Annotated in this window: 24 protein-coding genes; 6 read left to right on the top strand and 18 right to left on the bottom strand. The window is 40.7% G+C overall.

Features of this window, described 5'->3' with window-relative positions:
• The first annotated feature begins 1,166 nt into the window (after nt 1–1,166).
• Nucleotides 1,167–2,147 (top strand): tyrosine-type recombinase/integrase, encoded by a 981-nt coding sequence (locus KQH97_RS00720; RefSeq protein ID WP_216552146.1) that lies wholly within the window; start codon nt 1,167–1,169, stop codon nt 2,145–2,147.
• 37 nt (nt 2,148–2,184) lie between these two features.
• Here KQH97_RS00720 and KQH97_RS00715 read toward each other — a convergent pair whose 3' ends face one another.
• The 9 genes from KQH97_RS00715 to KQH97_RS00675 form a co-directional block, all read right to left on the bottom strand.
• On the bottom strand, nt 2,185–3,408 hold the full coding sequence (locus KQH97_RS00715) for a U32 family peptidase (RefSeq protein WP_216552144.1): 1,224 nt from the start codon (nt 3,406–3,408) through the stop codon (nt 2,185–2,187).
• A gap of 18 nt (nt 3,409–3,426) precedes the next feature.
• The gene (gene mltG / locus KQH97_RS00710) at nt 3,427–4,827 is read right to left on the bottom strand and encodes an endolytic transglycosylase MltG (protein ID WP_216552142.1); all 1,401 of its coding nucleotides are present in this window, start codon (nt 4,825–4,827) and stop codon (nt 3,427–3,429) included.
• Nucleotides 4,828–4,830: 3 nt separating this feature from the next.
• A complete protein-coding gene (locus tag KQH97_RS00705; protein ID WP_216552140.1) occupies nt 4,831–5,406 on the bottom strand; it encodes a 5-formyltetrahydrofolate cyclo-ligase in 576 nt (191 codons plus the stop codon).
• Entirely contained in the window at nt 5,403–5,945 is a 543-nt protein-coding gene (locus KQH97_RS00700) for a DJ-1 family glyoxalase III (RefSeq protein WP_022286914.1), read from the bottom strand. Before KQH97_RS00700 ends, KQH97_RS00705 begins: the two co-directional genes overlap by 4 nt.
• Before the next feature lie 19 nt (nt 5,946–5,964).
• Nucleotides 5,965–6,870 carry a DUF2156 domain-containing protein gene (locus KQH97_RS00695; protein WP_216552138.1) on the bottom strand — a complete coding sequence of 302 codons (906 nt, stop codon included), beginning with the start codon at nt 6,868–6,870 and terminating at the stop codon, nt 5,965–5,967.
• 10 nt (nt 6,871–6,880) lie between these two features.
• The gene (locus KQH97_RS00690; RefSeq protein ID WP_216552136.1) at nt 6,881–7,549 is read right to left on the bottom strand and encodes a deoxynucleoside kinase; all 669 of its coding nucleotides are present in this window, start codon (nt 7,547–7,549) and stop codon (nt 6,881–6,883) included.
• Nucleotides 7,539–8,312, bottom strand: coding sequence for an FAD-dependent thymidylate synthase (gene thyX / locus KQH97_RS00685; RefSeq protein WP_216552147.1), 774 nt, complete (start codon nt 8,310–8,312; stop codon nt 7,539–7,541). The genes KQH97_RS00690 and thyX overlap by 11 nt, the downstream gene beginning before the upstream one ends.
• Before the next feature lie 138 nt (nt 8,313–8,450).
• The gene (locus tag KQH97_RS00680) at nt 8,451–8,900 is read right to left on the bottom strand and encodes a hypothetical protein (protein ID WP_216552134.1); all 450 of its coding nucleotides are present in this window, start codon (nt 8,898–8,900) and stop codon (nt 8,451–8,453) included.
• A 9-nt stretch (nt 8,901–8,909) separates the two neighbouring features.
• Nucleotides 8,910–9,446 (bottom strand): helix-turn-helix domain-containing protein, encoded by a 537-nt coding sequence (locus KQH97_RS00675; protein WP_216552132.1) that lies wholly within the window; start codon nt 9,444–9,446, stop codon nt 8,910–8,912.
• A gap of 213 nt (nt 9,447–9,659) precedes the next feature.
• On the opposite strand from KQH97_RS00675, the gene KQH97_RS00670 reads away from it, so the two are divergent.
• Nucleotides 9,660–10,328: an NfeD family protein gene (locus KQH97_RS00670; RefSeq protein WP_046441812.1), complete on the top strand. Its 669-nt coding sequence runs from the start codon at nt 9,660–9,662 to the stop codon at nt 10,326–10,328.
• Nucleotides 10,329–10,424: 96 nt separating this feature from the next.
• A complete protein-coding gene (locus KQH97_RS00665; RefSeq protein ID WP_216552130.1) occupies nt 10,425–11,885 on the top strand; it encodes a flotillin family protein in 1,461 nt (486 codons plus the stop codon).
• A gap of 75 nt (nt 11,886–11,960) precedes the next feature.
• On the opposite strand, the gene nrdG is transcribed toward KQH97_RS00665, so the two are convergent.
• From nrdG to KQH97_RS00650, 3 genes are all read right to left on the bottom strand, one after another.
• Nucleotides 11,961–12,476, bottom strand: a complete 516-nt coding sequence (gene nrdG / locus KQH97_RS00660) for an anaerobic ribonucleoside-triphosphate reductase activating protein (RefSeq protein WP_216552128.1) — start codon at nt 12,474–12,476, stop codon at nt 11,961–11,963.
• A gap of 2 nt (nt 12,477–12,478) precedes the next feature.
• Nucleotides 12,479–14,737, bottom strand: a complete 2,259-nt coding sequence (locus tag KQH97_RS00655) for an anaerobic ribonucleoside triphosphate reductase (RefSeq protein WP_216552127.1) — start codon at nt 14,735–14,737, stop codon at nt 12,479–12,481.
• Nucleotides 14,738–15,151: 414 nt separating this feature from the next.
• On the bottom strand, nt 15,152–15,349 hold the full coding sequence (locus tag KQH97_RS00650; RefSeq protein WP_216552126.1) for a hypothetical protein: 198 nt from the start codon (nt 15,347–15,349) through the stop codon (nt 15,152–15,154).
• Nucleotides 15,350–15,632: 283 nt separating this feature from the next.
• On the opposite strand from KQH97_RS00650, the gene asnB reads away from it, so the two are divergent.
• The 3 genes from asnB to KQH97_RS00635 all read left to right on the top strand — a co-directional run bounded on the left by asnB (nt 15,633) and on the right by KQH97_RS00635 (nt 19,192).
• Complete coding sequence (asnB, locus tag KQH97_RS00645; RefSeq protein WP_216552124.1) at nt 15,633–17,468, top strand: asparagine synthase (glutamine-hydrolyzing); 1,836 nt, start codon at nt 15,633–15,635, stop codon at nt 17,466–17,468.
• A 271-nt stretch (nt 17,469–17,739) separates the two neighbouring features.
• Nucleotides 17,740–18,183 (top strand): NfeD family protein, encoded by a 444-nt coding sequence (locus KQH97_RS00640; RefSeq protein ID WP_117876069.1) that lies wholly within the window; start codon nt 17,740–17,742, stop codon nt 18,181–18,183.
• A gap of 34 nt (nt 18,184–18,217) precedes the next feature.
• On the top strand, nt 18,218–19,192 hold the full coding sequence (locus KQH97_RS00635; RefSeq protein ID WP_022287345.1) for an SPFH domain-containing protein: 975 nt from the start codon (nt 18,218–18,220) through the stop codon (nt 19,190–19,192).
• 227 nt (nt 19,193–19,419) lie between these two features.
• Here KQH97_RS00635 and KQH97_RS00630 read toward each other — a convergent pair whose 3' ends face one another.
• The 6 genes from KQH97_RS00630 to KQH97_RS00605 all read right to left on the bottom strand — a co-directional run bounded on the left by KQH97_RS00630 (nt 19,420) and on the right by KQH97_RS00605 (nt 22,997).
• Complete coding sequence (locus KQH97_RS00630) at nt 19,420–20,094, bottom strand: hypothetical protein (protein ID WP_216552123.1); 675 nt, start codon at nt 20,092–20,094, stop codon at nt 19,420–19,422.
• A 74-nt stretch (nt 20,095–20,168) separates the two neighbouring features.
• Nucleotides 20,169–20,558 (bottom strand): hypothetical protein, encoded by a 390-nt coding sequence (locus KQH97_RS00625; RefSeq protein WP_216552121.1) that lies wholly within the window; start codon nt 20,556–20,558, stop codon nt 20,169–20,171.
• Complete coding sequence (locus KQH97_RS00620; RefSeq protein ID WP_216552119.1) at nt 20,558–20,881, bottom strand: hypothetical protein; 324 nt, start codon at nt 20,879–20,881, stop codon at nt 20,558–20,560. The genes KQH97_RS00625 and KQH97_RS00620 overlap by 1 nt, the downstream gene beginning before the upstream one ends.
• Before the next feature lie 96 nt (nt 20,882–20,977).
• On the bottom strand, nt 20,978–21,886 hold the full coding sequence (locus tag KQH97_RS00615; protein WP_216552117.1) for a radical SAM mobile pair protein B: 909 nt from the start codon (nt 21,884–21,886) through the stop codon (nt 20,978–20,980).
• Entirely contained in the window at nt 21,874–22,563 is a 690-nt protein-coding gene (locus KQH97_RS00610; RefSeq protein ID WP_216552115.1) for a radical SAM mobile pair protein A, read from the bottom strand. The genes KQH97_RS00615 and KQH97_RS00610 overlap by 13 nt, the downstream gene beginning before the upstream one ends.
• Nucleotides 22,560–22,997, bottom strand: a complete 438-nt coding sequence (locus tag KQH97_RS00605; RefSeq protein WP_038670739.1) for a radical SAM mobile pair system MarR family transcriptional regulator — start codon at nt 22,995–22,997, stop codon at nt 22,560–22,562. The genes KQH97_RS00610 and KQH97_RS00605 overlap by 4 nt, the downstream gene beginning before the upstream one ends.
• Nucleotides 22,998–23,195: the final 198 nt, after the last annotated feature.

The following is a 23,195-nucleotide window of genomic DNA, read 5'->3' as shown; positions in this document are numbered from 1 at the left end:
AAACGTGCAGCTAGCTGCACGTTTAAGTCGAACAAACAACCGTCCTATGCGTCCCCTCAAATGGTTTTCGCCTATCGAATTTCTTAATAATAGTGTCCAATATGATTGACAAACCTACATTACCGCAAATTTAGCATAGCTTGACAGCACTCAAAAGACAGTGTATACTTGAATTAGTGTTCAACGGATAACAGAGCAAAACGGACGAGAGCACCACAAACAGCCCCTCTCGCAGTGGGCACGGAAAGTTTCACTAAATAATTATTCTAGCGAAACTTTGAGGGGGTGCGGGGGTGAAAAAGTTTTGCTAAATAAATATTTAGTGGCTTGTGCGAACGGAGAGTGCTCAGCAACGTTTGAGCCCCCTCTAAAAATACGCTGAGTGCTCGAGAGAGAGTACAAGCTTAAACTTTTCGTGAAGGACTGTGAGGGGGGCGTGTAGCCCATCTGAGAGTGTCTGAGAGCGATAGAGCAGTTGAACACGGATAAGAGAGCCGAACGCATTGGCAACCGAACTCGGTGCTATGCGGTCGGCTCTGTGCATACTGGCGGTTTATATTCTGACGGCTACGGCAAAACAAACAGCGTTATGAAGTCGGGGTATAGTATTACCCCCGACTTCGTCACACGTCACAAAGTATTAAAAATAGCGTATATACGCGGTTAATCTTGTGACCGATTTTGTTACAAACTTCGTCACAAAGAATGAAATGTGACAAATAAATGAATACGCTTGACAAGTAAACAAGAGCGTGATAGAATAAGCACAACGGCAAATGGCAATGCCGAAAAATAGAATAGAGAACAGCCGTAAGAGAACCGCCTCTACGGCTGTTTTCGTGTCCTGATGTCAGCGGTAACGCCCTTTACAATGAGAGTGACGTGTGTTAGCCTATGTCGGCAGACTGCAACCCCTCTGGGGGTGCTGGCTGGTGCAGGCTTAAAGACACACGTCAAGAGGCTCGTTGTCAAGGGATTACCGCAAATTTAGCATAGCTTGACAGCACTCAAAAGACAGTGTATACTTGAATTAGTGTTCAACGGATAACAGAGCAAAACGGACGAGAGCACCACAAACAGCCCCTCTCGCAGTGGGCACGGAAAGTTTCACTAAATAAAAATTTAGTGAAACTTAGAGAAGTGATATATAAGGAGAATAGATATAAATGAAACAAGCATATGTAGATGATTGCCCATATTATCTTGACGATTTTCTAACTAACATGAAAGTTGTCAAAGACCGTTCTGACTGCACTGAAGAAGCTTATTTTATTGATATCCGAACATTTCTGCGATATCTTAATGTCAAGCACCATGCAGTTCCAGCCGAAACGCCTTTCAATAAAATAAAAATAAAAGAAACGCCAATAGAATGGCTCGAATGCTTTTCACTAAACGATGCTTATGTTTACTTAAAGTATCTCAAAGATGAGCGCAATAATTCCACAAAAACCCGTGCAAGAAAATGTTCAGCTTTGAAACAATTCTATGTTTATCTTTGCCAAAAAGCCAAGCTCATTTCAAACAATCCGCTTGATGATCTTGAATTGCCACATATAAATCAAGCCTTGCCTAAATATCTGTCCCTTGAACAAAGCCTTGAGCTTCTGCGTAATATCGACTCTAAAAATCAGGTGCGCGATTATTGTATCATTACTCTGTTCCTTAACTGCGGTATGCGTCTGAGCGAGCTTGTGGGCTTGAATTTAAGCGATTACAGCCGAGATAACAGAACTCTGCGTGTTCTCGGCAAAGGCCGCAAGGAGCGCATTATTTATCTTAACGACGCTTGTGTTTCTGCACTTGATGAGTATATTGACACTACCCGCCCCCATGTGGAACAAACTGCCATTTTTTTATCAGCTAACAAAACAAGGATAAACAAGCGACGTGTTCAACAAATAGTAGATGAACAGCTCCAGCGTGCAGGACTTAGCAATTTGGGTATTACCACCCACAAGCTCAGGCATACAGCCGCAACCCTAATGTACCAACACGGCGGTGTAGATACTCTTGTACTGAAAGATATACTCGGTCACAAAAGCATTGCGACCACTGAGATATACACACATTTATCTGATGAAAACATCAAAAAGGCCATGGAGTCGAATCCATTGTCTGAAGAAATTGAAAAGAAAAAGAAGTAAACAAAAAGCCATGTGAGGAAAATCACATGGCTTTTTGCTATTTTTTCATACGAATTATAGAATGTTCTGGGAACGTCAAATCTGATCTTATCGACATCTTCATAGCTGCATGATTTGCAGTATCTATAGAGTTGTCGTATTCATCAAACATTTCCTCCACGGTGAACTTCACAGGGCTACCAACAGGTGAAAGCACTTCAATCTCGTCGCCCTTGTTAAATTTGTTTTTTTGAGTACAGTATATTCTTCCACCGCTACAACCGTCAACCACAGCCACAACATCATATTCACGAATATACCCGCCGTTTTCGTAATACTGGCTCTCCTTTGGGTGACCAAAGAAAAATCCTGTACAGTATGCTCTGTGGCTTACCTTGAAAACTTCGTCCTTAAGCCACTGTGGCAACTCAAAATGCTCCGGATCAGACTTATAGATATCCATAGCCTTTCTGTAGGCATTTGTGATAACGGACACATAATACGAAGATTTAGCTCTGCCCTCGATCTTAAAGCTGTTCACGCCTGCCTCTGCAAGCTTATCAATGTGGTTGAGCATACACATATCCTTGGCGTTGAGGATATAGGTTCCTTTTTCGTCCTCAAAAACAGGATAAAACTCATTGGTGCGCTTTTCTTCCATAAGGTGGTATCCCCAGCGGCAAGGCTGTGCGCACTCGCCACGATTTGCGTCACGGTTTACAAGGTACTGGGAAAGCAAACATCTGCCTGAAAAACTTACGCACATTGCACCATGTACAAAGCACTCAATTTCAAGATTTTTAGGGGTCTTTGCTCTTATTTCGGCGATCTCCTCGAGAGAAAGCTCTCTTGCAAGCACTACCCTCTTAGCACCCATGTTATAAAATTCATTTGCAGTAACATAATTTACTATACCAGCCTGTGTGGAAACATGGATCTCCATATCAGGTGCATATTTTTTTATCAGTGAAAAAACACCGATATCGTTGGCTATCATAGCGTCAACGCCTGCCGCAAGAGCGTCATTCACAAATTGCTCTAAATGCACTATCTCGTCATTATGAGGAAGCGTATTGCAGGTCAGATACACACGCTTACCCCTGCTGTGAGCCTCGTCACAGGCTTTTTTCAGAAGCTCAGCGTCAAAGCTTGCAGAGGCGGCTCTCATTCCGAAAGCCGTACCTCCAAGATAAACTGCATCAGCACCAAAATCCAGCGCCGCATACAGACGTTCCATATCTCCCACAGGAGCAAGAACTTCAAGCAAATTATTTTCAGTCATTAAAATTTCAATCCTTTATTACTTTTTCTTTGCAAGTCCAGCCTTAACAAGATTTTCCTCATGCTCGTCAAGTGTCTTTGCATAGAATGTTTCGCCCGTCTTAAGATTATTACAGAAGTAATAGTAATCAGTCTTCTTAGGCTCAAGAACAGCGTTTATTGCAGCCATACCAGGGTTGCATATTGGTCCTGCCGGCAAGCCCTTGCACTTATAGGTATCATAACACTCGGTATAATGCTCAATAGAAGCTGTGTTGTCAGCCTCGGTCTTTATAACATTCTTAATATAATTTGTTGTTGTATCAGACTGGAGCATAGGATAGGTGTCAGGGTCGTCAAGTCTGTTCAGAAATACCGAAGCTACCTTTGGCATTTCGTCCTCAGAAGCGGCTTCAAGCTGAACGATAGAAGCAAGGGTCATAACTTCGTTAAGTGACATACCGGAATTTTTAATCTTAGCTTTGACGGTTTCGTATTTCTTTTCAAACTGCTCTCTCAGCTTCTTGGTAACGTTTCCTGCGCTGTCATTCACATAAAACTCATATGTATCAGGATAGAAATAGCCTTCCATGCGATAGAACATATCGCCGTTATCATCAACATCATTTTCAAAGTCAAAGCCTTGATTTTTATTGAATTCAAATAGGAAGTCGTCAGCAGTGCAGACCTCATTATCTTCAAGCTTTTTAGCTATGTCAAGAAGATTTTCTCCCTCTGTGAATGTAATGCTTACAGTCTTGTATGACTCTCTCATTTGTGAAAGTTTTTCGATTATTTCAGAATATCCGCTTGATGGCTGAAGTGTGATATCACCAGGATATATAGCTGCAGGCTTTTCAAATTTCAAAGCAAGCATAAACAGCTTTTTGTTCTTTATAACTCCCTCATTTACAAGTATATCAGCTATCTCACTGTTTGTTGAGCCTGCAGGGATATTAAATCTGATATCCTCGTCAGTTTTTCCGATACCATAATACTCCATACCAATAGAAATGCCGCCCACTGCAAGCACTAAAGATACTGTAAGAATTACTATAACAAGTATAATTCCGCCAAACACCGAATTATTCACTTTGCTTTTCTTTCTTTTTTTCTTTTTCTTCTTGCTACTTTTTGACTTTTTTTCTTGCTTTTCGGGCTTCTCAGGCTCTTTATCCTCGTCCTCTTCGCCTTTGTCTTCCTCTGACTTGTCCTCGTGAAAAGCTAGGATAGGTTCAGGCTTGTCATCGGTCGCTTCTGGAGTTTCCTGTGGTTTCTCGTCAGTATTATCTGCCTGTTCACAGGCTTCGGAACTGTCCTCAGTGTCAGCGATAGGCTCTGCTTCAACGCTTTCTTCGTCCGCTTCATTTTTCTCGGCAGACTTTATCTTTGCGTTGACATCATTTATTATATCGTCAACATTAAAATTCAGATCGTCCATTATTTACTTCCTTTCCTTTGTGTTTATAGTATATATATCCTTATCAGTAAATACCTTGTCTACAGAGATATCATAGCCGTCATGCCAAAAACTTTCTGACATACAGTTATCGTAACATAAACCTAGCTTCATGCCATTATAATCAGCCAAAAATCTGTCATAAAAGCCCATACCAAAGCCAAGCCTGTATCCGTCTTTATCATACGAAAGCGCAGGCACGATACACAATGCATTGTCAAAAACGCAGTATTTCTCACAACTTTCATCAGGCTCAAAAATGCCAAACCTACCCTCTTTGAGATCGTAGGTGCTGTTTATTCTGTAAAAATACATAATATTGCCGTTTTTTTCACATCTCGGGCATAGCACTATCTTGCTCTTTAGCGCCTTTCTTACTATCTCCGCCGTAGACACTTCAATATCAGAGGAAACATATGCAAGCACAGTTGTGCAGCTTTTATACTCCTCGCTGTCAAGGAAAGCTTGCTGAACAGCCACATCTGCCTGTTCTCTTTCTTCCGCAGACATACTAAGACGTATCTCCTTGAAATGCTTTCTTAAAGCTTTTTTATCTGTCATTTGCTCTGCATACCTGATTCAAGGGCTTCTGCCTTTTCTTTTGAAACAAGAAGCTCTACAAGCTTGAGTGCAAACTTCATGCTGCAGCCTGCGCCCTTTGCAGTGATGAACTTACCGTCAACAGCCACAAGTCTGGCAGAATGTATCGCACCTTTAAGATCTTTCTCATAGCCTGGAAAACAAGTTGCATATCTGCCGTCAAGAAGACCCTTATGACCGATTATGGACGGAGCGGCACATATCGCGGCAATGTATCTGTTATTATCAGCACAGTAATCAACTGCACCTAGCACATCAGGGCTTGCTTCAAGATTTAAAGTACCCGGCATACCACCTGGGAGAACTATCATTTCGAGCTCGTCATTAAGAACTATCTTATCCACTGTTGTATCGGTCTTGACAGGAATGTTGTGTGAGCTGACTATCATATCAGAGCCTACACCTACAGTAAAAACTTCAACACCTGCTCGTCTGAGCAGATCCACAGGGGCAAGAGCCTCCATTTCCTCAAAACCATTGGCAAGAAATACATAAACCATAACAAATGACTCCTTTCGATCATCTGAAAGTAATTACATTTTTATTCAAAAGAAAAGCAGGATTATAAGAAAGCTTTGACTTTCTAAGACCCTCTATTCCTAGATCCTCTTCCCTGTTGATGAAGCTGAGACCCTTTGCGTTATGCGATGCAAACTGACTACACAGCATAGGATATGCACCCTGAACGTCAGCGAGTGCTTTTTCTATATGCACCACAAAGGTATCCGAATTTATTTGTTCACCAACCGTAAAGCCTGTCATTTTATCATTTCTGTAAAGCACAGCGCCTTTAAGTCCGAGCCTATCCATATTCGTAAGAAAAAGATCAATAGCATATTGCTCAACCACCGCCGAAGGATCGTTAGCGTTGTCATTCTTATTATAAAACTCAGCCGAAAATTCAATACAGCTGTCTATTTCCTTATCAGTAAGCTCTCTGTATTCCCAAGGCTCGTCCATGAAACGCTTTATATGGTTACGCTTGCCGTGATACTTTTTGCCTTTAAGCTCGATAAGGTCGGAAGCATTGTAAATATAGTCTGAACTGTCCCTATCATACTCGCAGACGATTTTATCACCATAATATTCTTTTATCCAGCTTAGGTTATCATCTGTTACAGAAGATACGATAAGCGGCTTTCCCTGGGCGGAAACATATTCTTTAAGCTCATCAAAAAGCCTGATATATTTTTCTTTGCCCTCAACGTCTATTTTAACGCCCGCAGGAAATGTAAAATACGGCTGACCGTCCTCAAAGGAACAGCTTATATAAAAATCACCATGATGTGTTATTACAGTGTCATTAAGTCTTTGCCACGCCATATTATTTGCAAAGCAATATTCTGCTCCTCTGAAATCTGATACTGCAAGACACTTGGTTATCCATTCTTTGTCCTCAAAACTTATTTTTCTGAAATCAAACATTAAACACACATTACTTTCTATTGATTAACCCCAGAACATCTCCGAAAATCTTATCTTTTGTATAAGGCTCGATGCCATCGCTGCAAGGAACAATATCCCAAGCCTGTTTCTCAGCGGTAAACAAAGCGGCTTCACGGCATTTTTTCAGATACTCCACATTTGCTTCATGGATATCCTTTTTGCTTTCATCTCCGCCGTATCTTCCCGACATCAGCTTTTGAGATATCTCTATTGGCATATCCAAGAATATCACCTTGTCAGGTCTTGGAAGCCCAAGCTTGTCATACTCGTAATCTTCAAGCCAGCCTATATAATCTTCCCACTGCTCTTTCGGCAGTTTTGTCATCTGATAAATGCAGTTTGACGTAACATATCTTGCTGCAAGTACAAGACTTCCCTCTTTATAGTCATGCTCCCAAAATTGTTTGTAGCAAGCGTATCTGTCAACAGCGTAAAAGCTTGAAGCTGCGTAGGCATTCACGTCAGCAGGTGTTTTTCCTATTTCACCATTAAGATACATCTTTACCAACGCAGACGACGGATTATCATAGTCAGGAAAGCTTATAGCCTTATGCTTTATGTCATTTTCGCTGAAATAAGCAGAAAGCCTTTCAAACTGAGTTGATTTTCCACTTCCATCAAGTCCCTCAAGAACTATAAGTCCAGATCTATTCAACATTATTCATTTCTCCGTAAATTTTCTTTACTTCAGCCATTTTTCCACAGCTCATTGCACCCTCTGGACACTTGCCTTTCATTACACATGACGGACCTGCGTTCTTGAAAAGCTCAGGAGCGGCCTGCTTGCAAAGTCTGAGCATTTCATCAGCCACAGCCTTTATCTCCCATTGTGCTCTGTTACAGCATCTATGCTGGAAGAAATTAAACAGTGTTCTGACGTTCATTGTCACAACTATCTTTGTTTCACAAGCGTTTGGAAGAACAAATCTTGCGTCCTCATAGGCTTTTTTCTTAGCCTTGTTAAGTGCGTCCTTTTTAGACATACCCTGCTCTAAAAACGCTTTTTCATGTGTATTTGTAAGTATGTCGGCAATCTTATTATAACACTCAAGTAGCTGATCCATTTGCTTGTCAAATTCAGCCTTTGCTTCTGGCACAGCCTCTATTGACGGTGGCGTGATAAACTCAAAGCCGCTTTCATTTACATAACGCTGGCTTTTTTGAGAGTAAGACGCAATTCTGTGTCTTACCAACTGATGAGAGCAGGCACGGGATATCCCCTCTATGCCAAAAGTAAAAGAAACGTGTTCCATAGGGCTTTCGTGACCAATAGACACGAGCCTTTCAATAAAGCTCTTTGTTTTTTCTTCCGTAAGACCCTCTCTAAGCGAGGCGATATCACTGCTTGAATAGCAAAGTTTTGCAGCAGTAGCAACCACCTTTTCAGGCTCAGGTGTATGGGTAATAAGCTCAACTCTCATCATATATGATCCTTTCCACATATTTTTTATATTATACCATTAAAAAGCCTACAAGTCAACATTTTATTTTAAATCACCCACTATTGCCATTTTAAATGCACAAAAAAGGCAGCAAGCTAACCTACTGCCTAAAATCATTCAATTCAAGCCTATCACTGTTAGTAGAAAAAGTATCATCATCACCGCCGATACGCTGCTAAGAACAAGTCCAAATATCACACAGCAAACTGCATTCAGGTCAAAAACTTCATTTCTTTTGCCGTCATATCTGAGCCTACAGACCTTATCGGGTATGTATATCTTTGAGCGCATTACTACCTCACATGGGAATACGTTTGGATACTCACTATCACTAACCTTGTAAAACGCTGTATCAAATTTCTTGCCCTCTGCTCTGCCGAAACGCACAAACTTTCCTTTCACGCTTTTCGTTCCAGTAAGTTTTACAGCAGAGTATACAAAGAAACCAAAAATAGCCAATAGCAGGATAATAAGAAAAACAATGAACATTATAGGAACTATAACAAAGTCTGCGCCAAGACACATGGCAAGCACAAGAACAACCGTGGCTATGATAACAAATTCCATGACTGTACCCTACAAAAGACTTCTGTAATAGTCGCTAAGACGCTTAGCGTTAGCTTTTAATAGCTCGTCAGCCTTGTTTTTAACGCTTTCATCTGCAAAAATACCACGCTTTGAAAGTTCAGAAGCCTGCTTGGCAAGGTCTATCGCCTTTTGAAGATCCGTGGCACTGTCAGAGCCGGAATACTCCCTAGCCACCATAAGGCAAGCTTTCGCCTTAAGCGCACATATCTCATCTGAAAATTCGTCATCAGCGTCATACTCTATAACAGCCTTATAGTTCTTGTTTATAAATTCTGTCTGTATACTGATATAGCCCTCTGCGTCAGGGGCGTTTTTGGAGTCGTTTTCATCAGGCAGAAGGGTATTAGGCTCTATCTCCAACACCTTGCAGAGATATTCAAGAGTCTTTACCGACGGTGTTGCTGAGCCGCTCTCTATCTGACTAAGCATATTGCGGGTTATAAAATCACCCACTACCTCGCTTTGAGTCATTTTCTTTGCAAGCCTTGCCTCTTTTATCCTCTTGCCGAGAGTATTTTTCTCCATTATATCGCCTCACTTTATTTACTGTAAATTTCATTTACTTATATGATAGCAGATAGTAAAACAGATTTCAAGTGTTTAATGAAAAATTTACAATTTTTTTGTACTAGGCCATATCTAAAAATAATTCTAATTATTGTCGAAAATCTATTGACAAATAAGATAAATGAGTATATAATTAACGTAAATAATATTTACATTGGAGGTGTAAGCTATATGAATGAATGGTGGGACGGTTTGTCGCTTTTACTTAAAGTGCTGTATTGTATAGCGTTTCCGTCAACGCTTATACTGCTTGTACAGACTTTGCTTTCTATGTTCGGTTTTCATGATGGTGGAAGCGGACACGATTTCAGCGACACGTCAGGTCTTGATCTTGATGTTGATACCAACATAAGCGGTCACGGAGATGTGGATATTGGTCACTGTACACATGATATCGGCTGTGACCACAACGTAGACGGCGGAAACCCTGCGGATTTTGCTTCTATGAGAATGTTCACGCTTCAGACCATAGTTGCTTTTTTCACTGTGTTTAGCTGGTCATCTATCGTTCTTGTAAGCTCAGGTGTTTATCCAGCACTGTCTACAGTTATCGGCTTTGTTCTGGGTCTGGCGACCATGCTTCTTGTAGCAAAGATAGTTCAACTTTCTGCAAGACTTGCTGAAAATGGTACGGCTGATTATAAAAATGCTATAGGAGAAACTGCTACTGTTTATATCCCCTGCCCACCTAAAGACCATGGGCTTGGTAAAGTGAATGTTATGATAAACGGACAGCTAAGAGAAGTCACTGCAATAAACAATGGTGATGAGCTTATAAAGACAGGAACTCAGGTTCGTATTATCGATTTGCAAGGAGATACTGTCGTAATAGAAAAATAAAAGAATTGATAGAACATAGGGGTGCTAAACATAACGATTCTGTGAAATGACCCGTCTTGGGGTTATTATAATAGTATTTGTGTGGGAGGAAAAATTATGGAACCAGTAATCATCATCTGCGTGATAGTCGTTGTGCTTTTTGCGGCAATTATGGCGATACTGTCACGCTACAGAAAATGTCCGTCTGACAAGGTGCTTGTTATCTATGGTAAAGTAGGAACAGACAAGAACGGTCAAGCAAGAAGCGCAAGATGTATCCACGGCGGTGCGGCATTTATCGTGCCAATAATCCAATCTTATGAGTATATGGATCTTACTCCTATATCCATAAATGTGGATCTAAAAAACGCCCTTTCAAGGCAGAACATCAGAATTGATGTTCCATCAAGATTTACTGTTGGTATCTCGACAGAACCAGGCGTTATGCAGAACGCTGCTGAAAGACTTCTCGGTCTTAAACTCATTGAGATACAGGAGCTTGCTAAGGATATTATTTTCGGTCAGTTGAGACTTATTATCGCAACAATGGATATCGAAGAAATAAACTCGGACAGAGATAAATTTCTGCTTGCGGTATCAAACAATGTTGAGATAGAGCTTAAAAAGATAGGTCTTAAGCTTATCAACGTAAACGTAACGGATATTACAGATGAGTCTGGATATCTGGAAGCGCTCGGTAAAGAAGCTGCTGCAAAGGCTATCAATGACGCTAAGAAGTCAGTTGCCGAAAAACACAGAGACGGTGAGATCGGTCAGGCAAACGCTCAGAAAGACCAGCGTATCCAAGTTGCTGCTGCAAACGCTTCTGCTATCGACGGTGAGAACCAAGCCAAGATAGAGGTTGCACAGTCAGAAGCCCTCAGACGTGAGCGTGAAGCGGAAGCTCTCAGACAGGCTACAGCCGCAGAAGCTGTTCAGGCAGCAAAGGCAAAGCAGGAAGCTTACATAGCTCAGCAATCCGCCGAGCAGACGAGAGCCGAACTTGAAAAGGCTACACAGACCGCCGATGTTATCGTAAAGGCTCAGATCTCAAAGCAGCAGGCCGAGATCGAAGCTGAAGCACAGGCTGAGGTAGTAAGACGTAAAGCAAAGGGTGAGGCCGATGCTATCTTTGCAAAAATGGAAGCTGAAGCAAAGGGTAATCAGGAAATACTCACAAAGCAGGCAGAGGGTATGAGAAAGCTTGTTGAAGCAGCAGGCGGAGACGCTAATGCAGCAGTCAAACTCATAGTTGCTGACAAGCTTGAAGAACTAATCTCTATTCAGGTAGAAGCAATCAAGAACATTAAGATAGACAAGATAACCGTGTGGGATACAGGCGCAGGTGCAGACGGAAAAGGCTCGACAGCAAACTTTCTAAGCGGACTTATGCAATCAGTTCCTCCGCTGAACGATCTGTTCAAGCAGGCAGGAATGTCACTCCCTGATTTTCTTGGCGAGGACATACAGGAGGCTTTGAAAAAGTCACAGGAAGAAGCAGTAAAGAGAGCAGCCGAGGCTGATAATGCAGAAACTCTCGACCCAAAAGATGTTGAGGTAATAGAGCCTAACAAATAAATAATTGTCACATAAAAAAATGCTGAATGAAACAACAATTTCACTCAGCATTTTTATCTTCCAAATAGTAAAAAATCAATAAGGCTCTATAGCCACAGCACAGCCCTCTTTTAAGGACTTCTGTACGTCGATGAAGCGTTGATTTCGACTGCCCATAAATTTCAACTCAAGGCTTCGCTGCGATAGAATGAATGGTCCATCAACAAGATAATCAAGCTGACATAGAAGCTCCATATAGCCGTTTTCAGCGTTAGCGTTTGCAATTAGATATTCATAAGTATAGCCCGTGAATGATATCACATTCAGTGAAAAGCCACGGAACGCTTTTATCCGTCCTGCAAGTTCTGCTAACGGTTTGCACTGACAGAAAGGCTCACCGCCACTGAACGTCACACCGTCAAGAAGCGGGTCTTTTATTATCTCATTGTAAAGCTGGTCTGTGTCAACGATAATGCCACCGTTAAAATCATGTGTCTGCGGATTGTGACAACCCTCACAGCCGTGTGGACAGCCCTGCGTAAAAATAGTGAACCTAAAACCCGGTCCGTCTACGATAGATTCACCGACAGTGCCTGCTATCCTAAGTTCCATGGCTAATTGTCACCCTCACAGCAGGCTTTTGCACGAGGTATCCTCTCATGTATCACTTTGCTGTGTTCAGCCTCAGAACGTCCACACTTCGGGCATTTGTCACCTATTATTCCAGTATATCCGCAAACAGGATCACGGTCAACAGGGTGGTTTATTGAGCCGTAGCCTATGCCAACTTCTTTCATATATCTTACGACTTTCTCGAATGCAGAAAGATTGTTCAGCGGATCGCCGTCAAGCTCGATATAGCTTATATGACCTGCATTTGTAAGAGCATGGTAAGGAGCTTCTATTTTAAGTTTCTCAAACGCTGTTATCGGATAGTAAACAGGCACATGGAAAGAATTAGTATAATATTCTCTGTCCGTAACTCCTGCTATCTCACCATAACGTTCTCTATCCATTTTAACAAATCTGCCGGAAAGTCCCTCAGCAGGCGTTGCAAGCAACGAGAAGTTAAGACCAGTACGCTTTGTTTCCTCGTCCATTCTTGCTCTCATACGTGAGATTATCTCCAAGCCAAGCTCTCTTGCTTCTTCACTTTCACCATGGTGCTTGCCAGTAAGCACTTTAAGACACTCAGCAAGACCGATAAAGCCCACGGAAAGCGTGCCATGCTTTAGCACTTCTTCAAGTGTATCGTCAGCTGTAAGCTTCTCTGAATCGAGCCATATGCCCTGACCCATGAGGAACGGATAATTTCTCACACGCTTTGAACACTGTATCTTAAATCTGTGCATAAGCTGGTCGATACAAAGATCCATAAGCTCATCAAGGCTGTCAAAGAAAACACCGATATTACGCTGTGCTTTTATGCCAAGTCTAGGGAGATTAATGGTAGTAAAAGAGAGATTTCCCCTGCCTGTCACTATCTCACGAGTAGGGTCATATGCGTTACCGATAACTCTTGTGCGGCAACCCATGTAAGCTATCTCAGTGTCAGGATTGCCCTCCTTGTAATACTGTAGATTGAAAGGAGCGTCGATAAATGAAAAATTCGGGAAAAGACGCTTCGCTGATACACGGCAGGCGAGCTTGAAAAGGTCATAGTTCGGGTCATCAGGGTTAAAGTTCACGCCCTCTTTTATCTTGAAAATATGTATAGGAAAAATAGGCGTTTCACCATTGCCAAGTCCTGCTTCCTCTGCAAGAAGAATATTCTTTATAACAAGTCTGCCCTCAATAGAAGTATCAGTACCATAATTTATGGAGCTGAAAGGCGTTTGAGCGCCTGCACGGGAGTTCATGGTATTAAGATTATGGATAAGTGCTTCCATTGCCTGATATGTGGCTCTGTCAGTTTCTTTCAAAGAGTTTTTATATGCAAAACTCTGTATCTTCTTCACTATAGGTGCGTCAACAAAATTCACAAGAAACTGTGCTTCAGCCTCTTGATAGCCGTTATCATTGGCGAGAGTGATCTTTAAACCCTGCTCATCAAGCATTTCAGTTATTTTCTTTGCAATGCTCTGAGCATCAGAAACTTCACCAAGGAGAGCAAGACCCCTGCCGATATTGTCACGATAGCGGTGTCTGAATGTCTTTCTTACGCCCTCAGCCATATCATAATCGAATTTAGGAAGAGATTGACCACCATGCTGGTCGTTCTGATTGGATTGTATCGCAATGCAGGCAAGCGCCGCATAGCTTTGTATATCATTTGGTGTACGCAAAAAGCCATGACCTGTAGAAAAACCCTTATCAAAAAGCTTTGTAAGGTCTATCTGAGTGCAAGTGGTGGTCAGTGTATAAAAATCAAGGTCATGAATGTGGATATCGCCCTCCTGATGAGCCTTTGAATGCTCAGGAGCAAGAACATACATCTCATTGAACTCCTTTGCACCCACAGATCCGTATTTAAGCATTGTACCCATTGCGGTATCGCCGTCTATATTAGCATTCTCACGCTTCAAATCGTTATCTTTCGCTGATTGGAAAGTAAGATCCTCATAAACTTTCATAAGACGGGTATTCATTTCTCTTGCACGAGTCCTGTTTGAGCGGTAGAGTATATAACTTTTTGCAGTATCAGCCATGCCCTCCTCGATAAGTACACGCTCAACGCAATCCTGAATCTCTTCAACAGTAGGCATATCAAGGTGTTTTTCCATAAGCTTATCAACAACTTTACCCGAAAGCTCCAAAGCTTCCTCATAGTTATCCTTGCCCACAGACTGAGCCGCCTTGTATATAGCGCCAGCTATTTTCTCAATATTGAAAGTTACAGTACGTCCGTCACGCTTTTTTATCTTGATTATCACAATACCGCCTCCGATTTTCCCAATTTATCCTTATATTTTTTATATTCTCACAACTCGCACCGCAAATCACAACATATTGTATAAAAAGCAGTGCTTAATACAAGTATATAGTATAAGTGACGCAAAGTCAAGGCGTTATACAACAAAATGTGGCTTTGTTATTTGTATTAAATGCACAAAGCCACATTTTCGTCAGATATTGATTTTAGATGTCAAGCAAAATGCTTTTAGCTGTAATGCAGTCGAACTTTGCAGTGCATAATACAATATGGTTTGGCTATTGATACTGTAAAGTGAGCTAACTTGTCGTCTTATGCATTTTCAAGTGCTGCTTCATGCCTCCGAAATGTCGTAAATAAGCGAATTTAGCAAGCATGTAAAGCACTTTAACTTGTCGAGTTTTTAAATTTTGCACTATGCTGCTGAACTGCTCTCGGCACTCTCGTAAGTGTAATCATGTGTGACTACAGAGCTGTCTGTTTCATTTTCAAGTACCTCTTCGAGAGTAGTATTCATCATGTAGGCACAGAAAGATATCAGCATTACAAAAAAACTCACTATCAACACGATATCCAATCTATAACTATTTTTCTTCTTTTTGTTATCGTTCATAAGATCTTCTCCAAAATATGATTTTAATACTATTATACTATATCCCTCTGCCTTTTTCAAGCCAAAATGACAAAATCGCAGATATTTTTATACCATACACACTGCCATGTGATAAATGCACAAAAGACAATTTCTTTTATTGTTTAATTTTTGTTTTTACCCCTTGCAAAAAAGCCGCATATAGTGTATAATAAATATTATATTGCTTGACGTTCACTAGGCGACAAGCGGCCGTATTAACTAAGATACAGGTAATTTGATTTAACAGAAATGAGGCTTTTATATGTGCGGTTTTGTTGGATTTACAAATAAAATCAATGACGCTTCCATAGTTCTTGGAAAAATGATGGATAGAATAAAACATAGAGGTCCTGACTCTGACGGAAAATATGTTGACGAGCAGATCGCAATGGGTTTCCGCCGACTTTCGATCATCGACCTTTCAGATCAAGGTAGCCAGCCTATCTTCAATGAAGATAAGTCGTTGGTACTTACATTCAACGGTGAGATATACAACTACAAGGATCTCCGTGAGGAGCTTGTAGCGTCTGGTCACAAGTTCTATACACAGACCGACTCAGAGGTGCTTATCCACGGCTATGAGCAGTGGGGCGAGAATATGCTTGACAAGCTGAGAGGAATGTTTGCATTCGTTATCTTCAACAAGAATACAAATGAGGTTTTCGGTGCAAGAGATTTCTTCGGTATCAAGCCTCTTTACTACGCAAAAATGGGCGAAACTCTTATGTGGGGTTCTGAGATAAAGAGTTTTCTTGACCACCCTCATTTTAAGAAGGAGCTTAACACAGACGTTCTTGAAACTTATCTCACATTCCAGTATTCTCCTACAACAGAAACTTTCTTCAAAAATGTTTACAAGCTCCCTGCCGCTCACTGCTTTACATACAAGAACGGCGAGATGAACGTAAGAAGATATTGGGAAGTTAAATTCCACGCTGACAATGGCCCTGCTCTTGAAGATTGGGTGAATAGGATATCCGACACTTTCAAGAACTCTGTTGAGGTACACAAGTTCGCTGACGTTGAGGTAGGTTCTTTCCTTTCAAGTGGTGTTGACTCAAGCTATGTTGCCGCTGTTGCCAACGTTGACAAGACCTTTACTGTAGGCTTTGGCGAGGACGAAAAGTACAACGAGATAGGTTATGCTAAGGAATTTTCAAAGTATATCCACAAGGAGAATTTCTCAAAGGTCATCAGCCCTGAGGAATACTGGAACAGCCTTTCAAAAATACAATATCACATGGACGAACCTCTCGCAGACCCGGCGGCTGTGGCTCTGTTCTTCGTATGTCAAATAGCTTCTGAAAAGGTCAAGGCAGTGCTTTCAGGCGAGGGTGCAGACGAAATATTCGGTGGATACAACATCTATCACAACCCTGCTGATATGGCAAGCTACTTCAAGATACCAAGACCTATCAGAAAGGCTGTTGGTGCAGTTGCTGAGAAACTGCCTCACAAGCACGGCATAAACTATCTTATAAGAGGTTCTAAGGACCTTGACGAGAGATTTATTGGTAACGCATACATCTTCTCTGAGAAAGAGCGCAAGGACATTCTGAGCATAAAAACAAACGCTCCTGACGCTATGGCTATCACAAAGCCTTTCTACGATAAGGTAAGAGATCAGGATCAGGTAACGCAGATGCAGTACATTGACCTGCACCTTTGGATGACAGGCGATATTCTTCTTAAGGCGGATAAAATGAGCATGGCTCACTCTCTTGAGCTTCGTGTACCGTTCCTTGACAGAAAGGTAATGGAGCTTGCAGAGCAGATACCTGTAAAGGACAGAGTTACTGAAACTGAAACGAAGTATGCAATGCGTCTTGCTGCACTTCAGGCTTGCCCTCCACAGACAGCTAAGAAAAAGAAGCTCGGCTTCCCTGTTCCTATCAGGGTATGGCTCAAAGAAGATAAGTATTATAATATAGTAAAGGATAAGTTTACTTCTCCTCAGTCGGCACAGTTCTTCCACACAGATAAGCTTGTACAGCTTCTTGACGATCACCGTGCAGGCAAATATGACTATTCAAGAAAGATCTGGACAGTATTCTCATTCCTTGTTTGGTATGATGTTTATTTCAGCGACAACGTATAATTACACAAATAGTAAAAGCGGTTACCTCCAGTGGGTTACCGCTTTTACTGTAAATTTTTTATATAACTATCTTTTAAAAGCACTTTTTTCTTTATGTAGCAGCATCAACATGTATATATTAGAGTACAGCTAATAAAATATGGTACGGTCAATGTAAAATCATTAAAGATTAAAGGTAAAAAAGCAAAAATATTGTGTCTTAGCTATTGTAAATTTTAAAATAATATGTTATAATAAATCTTAAATAAATGAGAGGAACAGGGGGTATCATATGACAATTGCTACACTCAAAATAGTTTTTTGGGCTTTAGCTTTCGTGTTCTTTGTTGTATGCGAGGTCGCAACAGGAACGGCACTTGTGTCTATATGGCTTGCTATAGCAGCACTTATTGCGATGTTTTGTGCCATAGCTAAGCTTTCTTTCCTTACACAGTGCATCGTATTCGTCGTAAGCTCGATCATACTTCTTTTGCTTACAAGACCTGTGGTCAAGAAGCTCCAGAACAAGACAGTTGCAACAAATTACGAGCTTGATGTGGGAAAAACTGCAATAGTTATTGAGCCTATAGATAACTCTGTGAACAAAGGCAGGGTCACTCTTGAGGGCACAGATTGGGCAGCAAGAACTGAGGACGGCTCAAAGATCTCAGAAGGCACACCAGTTAAGGTCGTGCGTATTGACGGTGCAAAGCTGATAGTTTCAGAAGAAAAGTAACAGCTTACATAAACTTATTTTTAGGAGGCATATAATGGAACCTGGAATTTATATCGTACTTGCTATCATCGTATTGCTTATAATCATTGTTATCAGCAACATCAAGATAGTACCGCAGGCATATGTATTTGTAGTTGAAAGACTTGGAGCTTTTCATGCGGCATGGGGAACGGGACTTCACGTAAAAGTACCTTTTATCGACCGAGTTGCAAAAAGAGTATCTATCAAAGAGCAGGTAGTTGACTTCAAGCCACAGTCAGTTATCACAAAGGATAACGTAACAATGCAGATAGACACTGTTGTGTTCTTTCAGATAACAAACGCAATGCAGTTCACATACGGCGTTGAGAGACCTATCTCAGCTATTGAAAATCTGACGGCAACAACACTCAGAAACATTGTTGGTGACCTTGATCTTGAGGCTACGCTCACTTCCCGTGACATTATCAACACAAGGATCACAGCAATTCTTGATGAAGCCACAGATAGGTGGGGCATCAAGGTGCAGAGAGTTGAGCTTAAGAATATTCTTCCGCCAAGAGAAATTCAGGACGCAATGGAAAAGCAGATGAAAGCTGACCGTGAAAGACGTGAAAAGGTCATTCAGGCAGAGGCTGAGAAGAAATCTCAGGTACTTGTTGCAGAGGGTGAGAAAGAATCTAAGATACTCAGAGCACAGGCAGACAAGGAGTCACAGATACTTGCAGCCGAAGCTGAGAAGCAGTCTATGATACTTCGTGCAGACGCTGTAAAGGAGCAGAAGATACTTGAGGCAGAAGGTGAAGCGCAAGCTATCGACATGGTACAGAAGGCGATTGCTGAGAGTATCGTCAAGCTGAATGCTGCTAACCCTAACGAGCAGGTAATCCAGCTCAAGAGCCTTGAAGCATTTGCTAAGGCAGCAGACGGCAAGGCTACAAAGATCATTATACCAAGTGAGATACAGGGTATTGCAGGTCTTGCAACAGGACTTAAAGAAGTCATGACAGACGTTAAGAAGCCACAGTAAAACGCATATAGTTAATCCCCTTCAAGGCAAATGCTTTGGAGGGGATTTTTTTTACATTGAAAAGCGAGCAGGACACTGAGATAAATTCAATGCCCTCACAATACCATTAAGCTAAAAAAATCAAGAAATAAAATAACTATGATACATTCGCATAAATCCGTTAACTATCGGCTCTAAAAATGCTCCGCCAGCAAGAAAAATTGTATGCGTTATTATACTTGTTATACTTATTTTTCCATAGTCCCAACTAAAAAAAGATATTTAAGTCTTCTATTTTCGTTTTCATTAACATCGGGAATAATATTTGTAATATTCACCATTATTTTATGATAAATATTAATCATACGGCATTTATTAAATGCAATTAAATATCCACGTTCAAGATCTGGTTTATTAAATTCTGAACAAAATAAAATTGTATTGCCATGATAAAAAATGTCAATTTTATTTGTAGACAAAGTAATAACAGAAATTTTATCGAATACGTTTTTTTCAAACGAAATTGTTTTTTCTCCAAAATTTTCTGCAATCACCTGTCTAGCCAAATCTATATTCCCATGTGCAATTTCTTTTTTTATAAATTCTTCTATCTCAATATCATTATCAGTTTTTTTTATTTGATGACGTGAAAGAAACAGGAAAAGAGCAATTGCTGCGAAATCAGCATTAACACTCTCATATATAATCTCGTGACTGTTTCGCTCTATTTTCAAAACAGCAAAATGCCCACAATTCCTCTCTAATATTTCGTAATATATTTCCGGGGCGCCACCATCAACATCGCAGACAACAGAATTATTATAAGATTTCAAACATATATTTCTTACATCAGCCAAACAAATATTATGAGATATTTGAATTTTATAATACAAGTCATTAAATGTACTGATTATATCATTCAAAAACTATCTCTCCCTTCAACACTTTAAAATCGACCAACATACTTCCCCATATGTTCCGTAGCATTCGCATTAGTTCACACTACATTTGTTTCGGTATTAGGATTTATATAAAATTCTTTTAAATAATCATCGGGAATACGCAAATCCAGTTCTTTTTTAAGTTCATGAAAATATTTTTTCCATTGAATTGAAATTTTTTCCCACCAACCATCAATTGAGGTTTTAATAAGTATAGCCTCATTATTATCACCCCAATCATAACATATGCAGCATCCGCTAGCACCTTGACCATAATTAAAGCGCATATCAAAATAGTCACAATACTTGAATCCCAGACTAAATTCTTCATGTCCATTGCCGTAAAAAGCGTCTATCAAATTAAAATTCGAAACTAAACTACCAAAATATTTTTTCATTTCAGTTTCCACTATTTTGGCTTTTATTTCTGCTCGATTTTCATTCATTATAAAAACCCCTTTGCTTTTAAAAATTTCTTGGGAATCTGCTTTTTTACATCTGTCATTATACATTTTATCAAACTGTCACAAAGTTTATCAAAGCCGGTATTAAGCGATGACGAAAACATTATTTTCTTTTCACTGCGATTTGTTATGATAAAAAAATATAAGTTGTTATCTCTAATTTCAACCTCAAATGGATAATAATCATAAACGATTGAAGACATTTTATTGTCATAAAAAGAAACTGTATCTATTAAATGCTTGTCATAACTACGTATTTTTTGAGTTAATGTTCTAAGTAAATTAAATTTTTCATCTAATTCCATACCAAAAATCTCCTACTGGTAGTAAATCAATATATCCGTATTTATTTTTTTTATACTCCCATTCATTATATAGCGATGTTCCTGTAAAATTTCTGTTTAACGATTTCTTTTTCCTGTATTTTCTGTCCCACGGATTTCCTCATGATAGAAATAATCTACGATCACCGGATGTCCCTGTGGGACTCTGCCATAAGGCATTTCATTATCCACAAAGGCACAATCATACTTCTTAGCCATTCTCTCAGCTTTTACTTCAAGTGCTTCAAAATAGCTGCGGTTATGCTTGTTATAGATCTCATCGTAAAGCGGTACAAGATCAGGATGTTTTCCGGCGATATAATCCATAATCGTCTTCTTGAAACCGCCCCGAAGATTGAGATTTTCGAGCCAGAACAGATCGCACTGATCCTTTACCCGCTCAAAAATGGCTTCAAAGTCCGTGATACCGGGAAATACCGGGGATACGAAACAGACTGTACGGATACCTGCATCATATACTTGCTTCATAGCAGCGATACGCCGTTCAATGCTCGAAGCAGAGTCCATATCGTTCTTGAAATTTTCATCTAGTGTGTTGATCGACCATGAAACGATCACTCGTCCAAGCTTCTTCAGCAGATCAATATCCCTTACCACAAGATCAGACTTTGTGCAGATCAGAATATCTGCGTCACTGCCAATCAACTGCTCCAGAAGTTTTCTGGTATTCCCGAATTGCTCCTCCTGTGGGTTGTAGCCATCCGTCACAGAACCGATGACCACACGCTGTCCGGCATATTTCTTCGGATTTTTAATTTCCGGCCAATGCTTCACATCAAGGAATGTGCCCCATTCCTCCGTGTGTCCGGTAAAGCGCTTCATAAAAGAAGCATAACAATACTTGCAGGCATGTGTACAGCCCACGTAGGGATTGACCGAGTAACCGCCTACCGGCAGACTGGACTTGGTCATGATGTTCTTTGTTTCCACCTCACGAATGAGGATTCCATCGATTACTTCTGCCATGATCTCTGTACCTCTAACACTTTATTGAATTCTTCTGGCATTTCCTGAATCATATTTTCATCCCCTATGATAGGGACAAGGTCTTCCTTCATAAACACCGGAATTCCGAGCGTATGTGCCTGGTCTGTCAGAGACCATGCCCATTCCGTCTCCGTATGAATCTTCCTGCTCTGAGCCCCGGTCATGGTGCCGACAACGATCCAGTTGATTCCGGAAAGGTCAACTGTGCCGGGATCGTCGAATAACGGCTCAAAGGTAACATGGTAATGTTTTGCTCTGACGTTTTCTCGAAGGGCGTCGATACGCCACAGTTCTGCTTTCCTCGTCACCGTAACGCCAAACCATGCGTTTTCCAGATCGGTATCAAAATCCAGCAGATCGGGGCGCTTGGTCAAAAACAGGAACTGATGCTGTGGATTTTCACGGATCTTTGCAAATACCTCGTCTCTCCATTCCGGCTTCCATCCAGAGAGATCGCTCATGCCGGTAAGAAGAAAGTTCTGCGGACGTTTCTTTTCCATCATCTTGAGCTTACCCGGAAAGAATTCAGGGTCAGTGAAGTCATCAATCATATGCCAGCGTTTCACGTTGTTGCGGGCATAGCAATATGTACACCCCACTGTGCAGCCAATGACGATATTCATGTTCTGAATCTGATCTTTGATACAAATACTCATGACTTCTGCCACTCCTCAAGATTCTTTCTGATGCGGTCGAGGCATTCCTCAAACCGAGTTATTTCTTCCTCTGAAAAACCTTTGTAGTAAACACTGCCCATCTCATCAGATACAGAATCGTACTCGCCCTTTAAGGCATGTGCTTTCTCAGTCAGAAACAGAAGTGTTTTCCTTTTGTCCGTTTCAGACTGAACACGGCTTATCAGCCCTTGATTTTCCATTCTTTCCAGCATCGTAGTAAGAGATGTTATCGCTAATCCGCATTTAGTCGAGAGTGACCTGATTGAGATACCATCCTCCTGCCACAGCACATAAAGAATACGCCCCTGGGCTCCATTAAATGCATCAATATTCTTTTCACTGAGAATCTTCTCAAAAATCCGGTCCCCAAGTTGTTTTATTTTGGTGACAAGAAATCCTCCATTCATTTCCATACAAAAGCTCCTATATAGTAGTTTATTAGATTATACTATATAGAAGCTTTGTTGTCAAGAGCTTTTTCAAAAAATATTCTAATCCTGTATAATAAAACTTGACACATACAAAACAATCAAAGTATAATAAAAACAAAGGAGTGTGTCATCAATGGGAACAGGAAAACAATATGATGAAGAGTTTAAAAAGCAGGCAAT

Origin of the sequence: Ruminococcus sp. MSJ-25 (assembly GCF_018917825.1) — a bacterium.
In the GTDB taxonomy this organism is placed as follows: Bacteria; Bacillota; Clostridia; order Oscillospirales; family Ruminococcaceae; genus Hominimerdicola; species Hominimerdicola aceti.
Note: the sequence above shows the minus strand (reverse complement) of the source record. Positions and strands in the feature narration are given on the sequence as shown.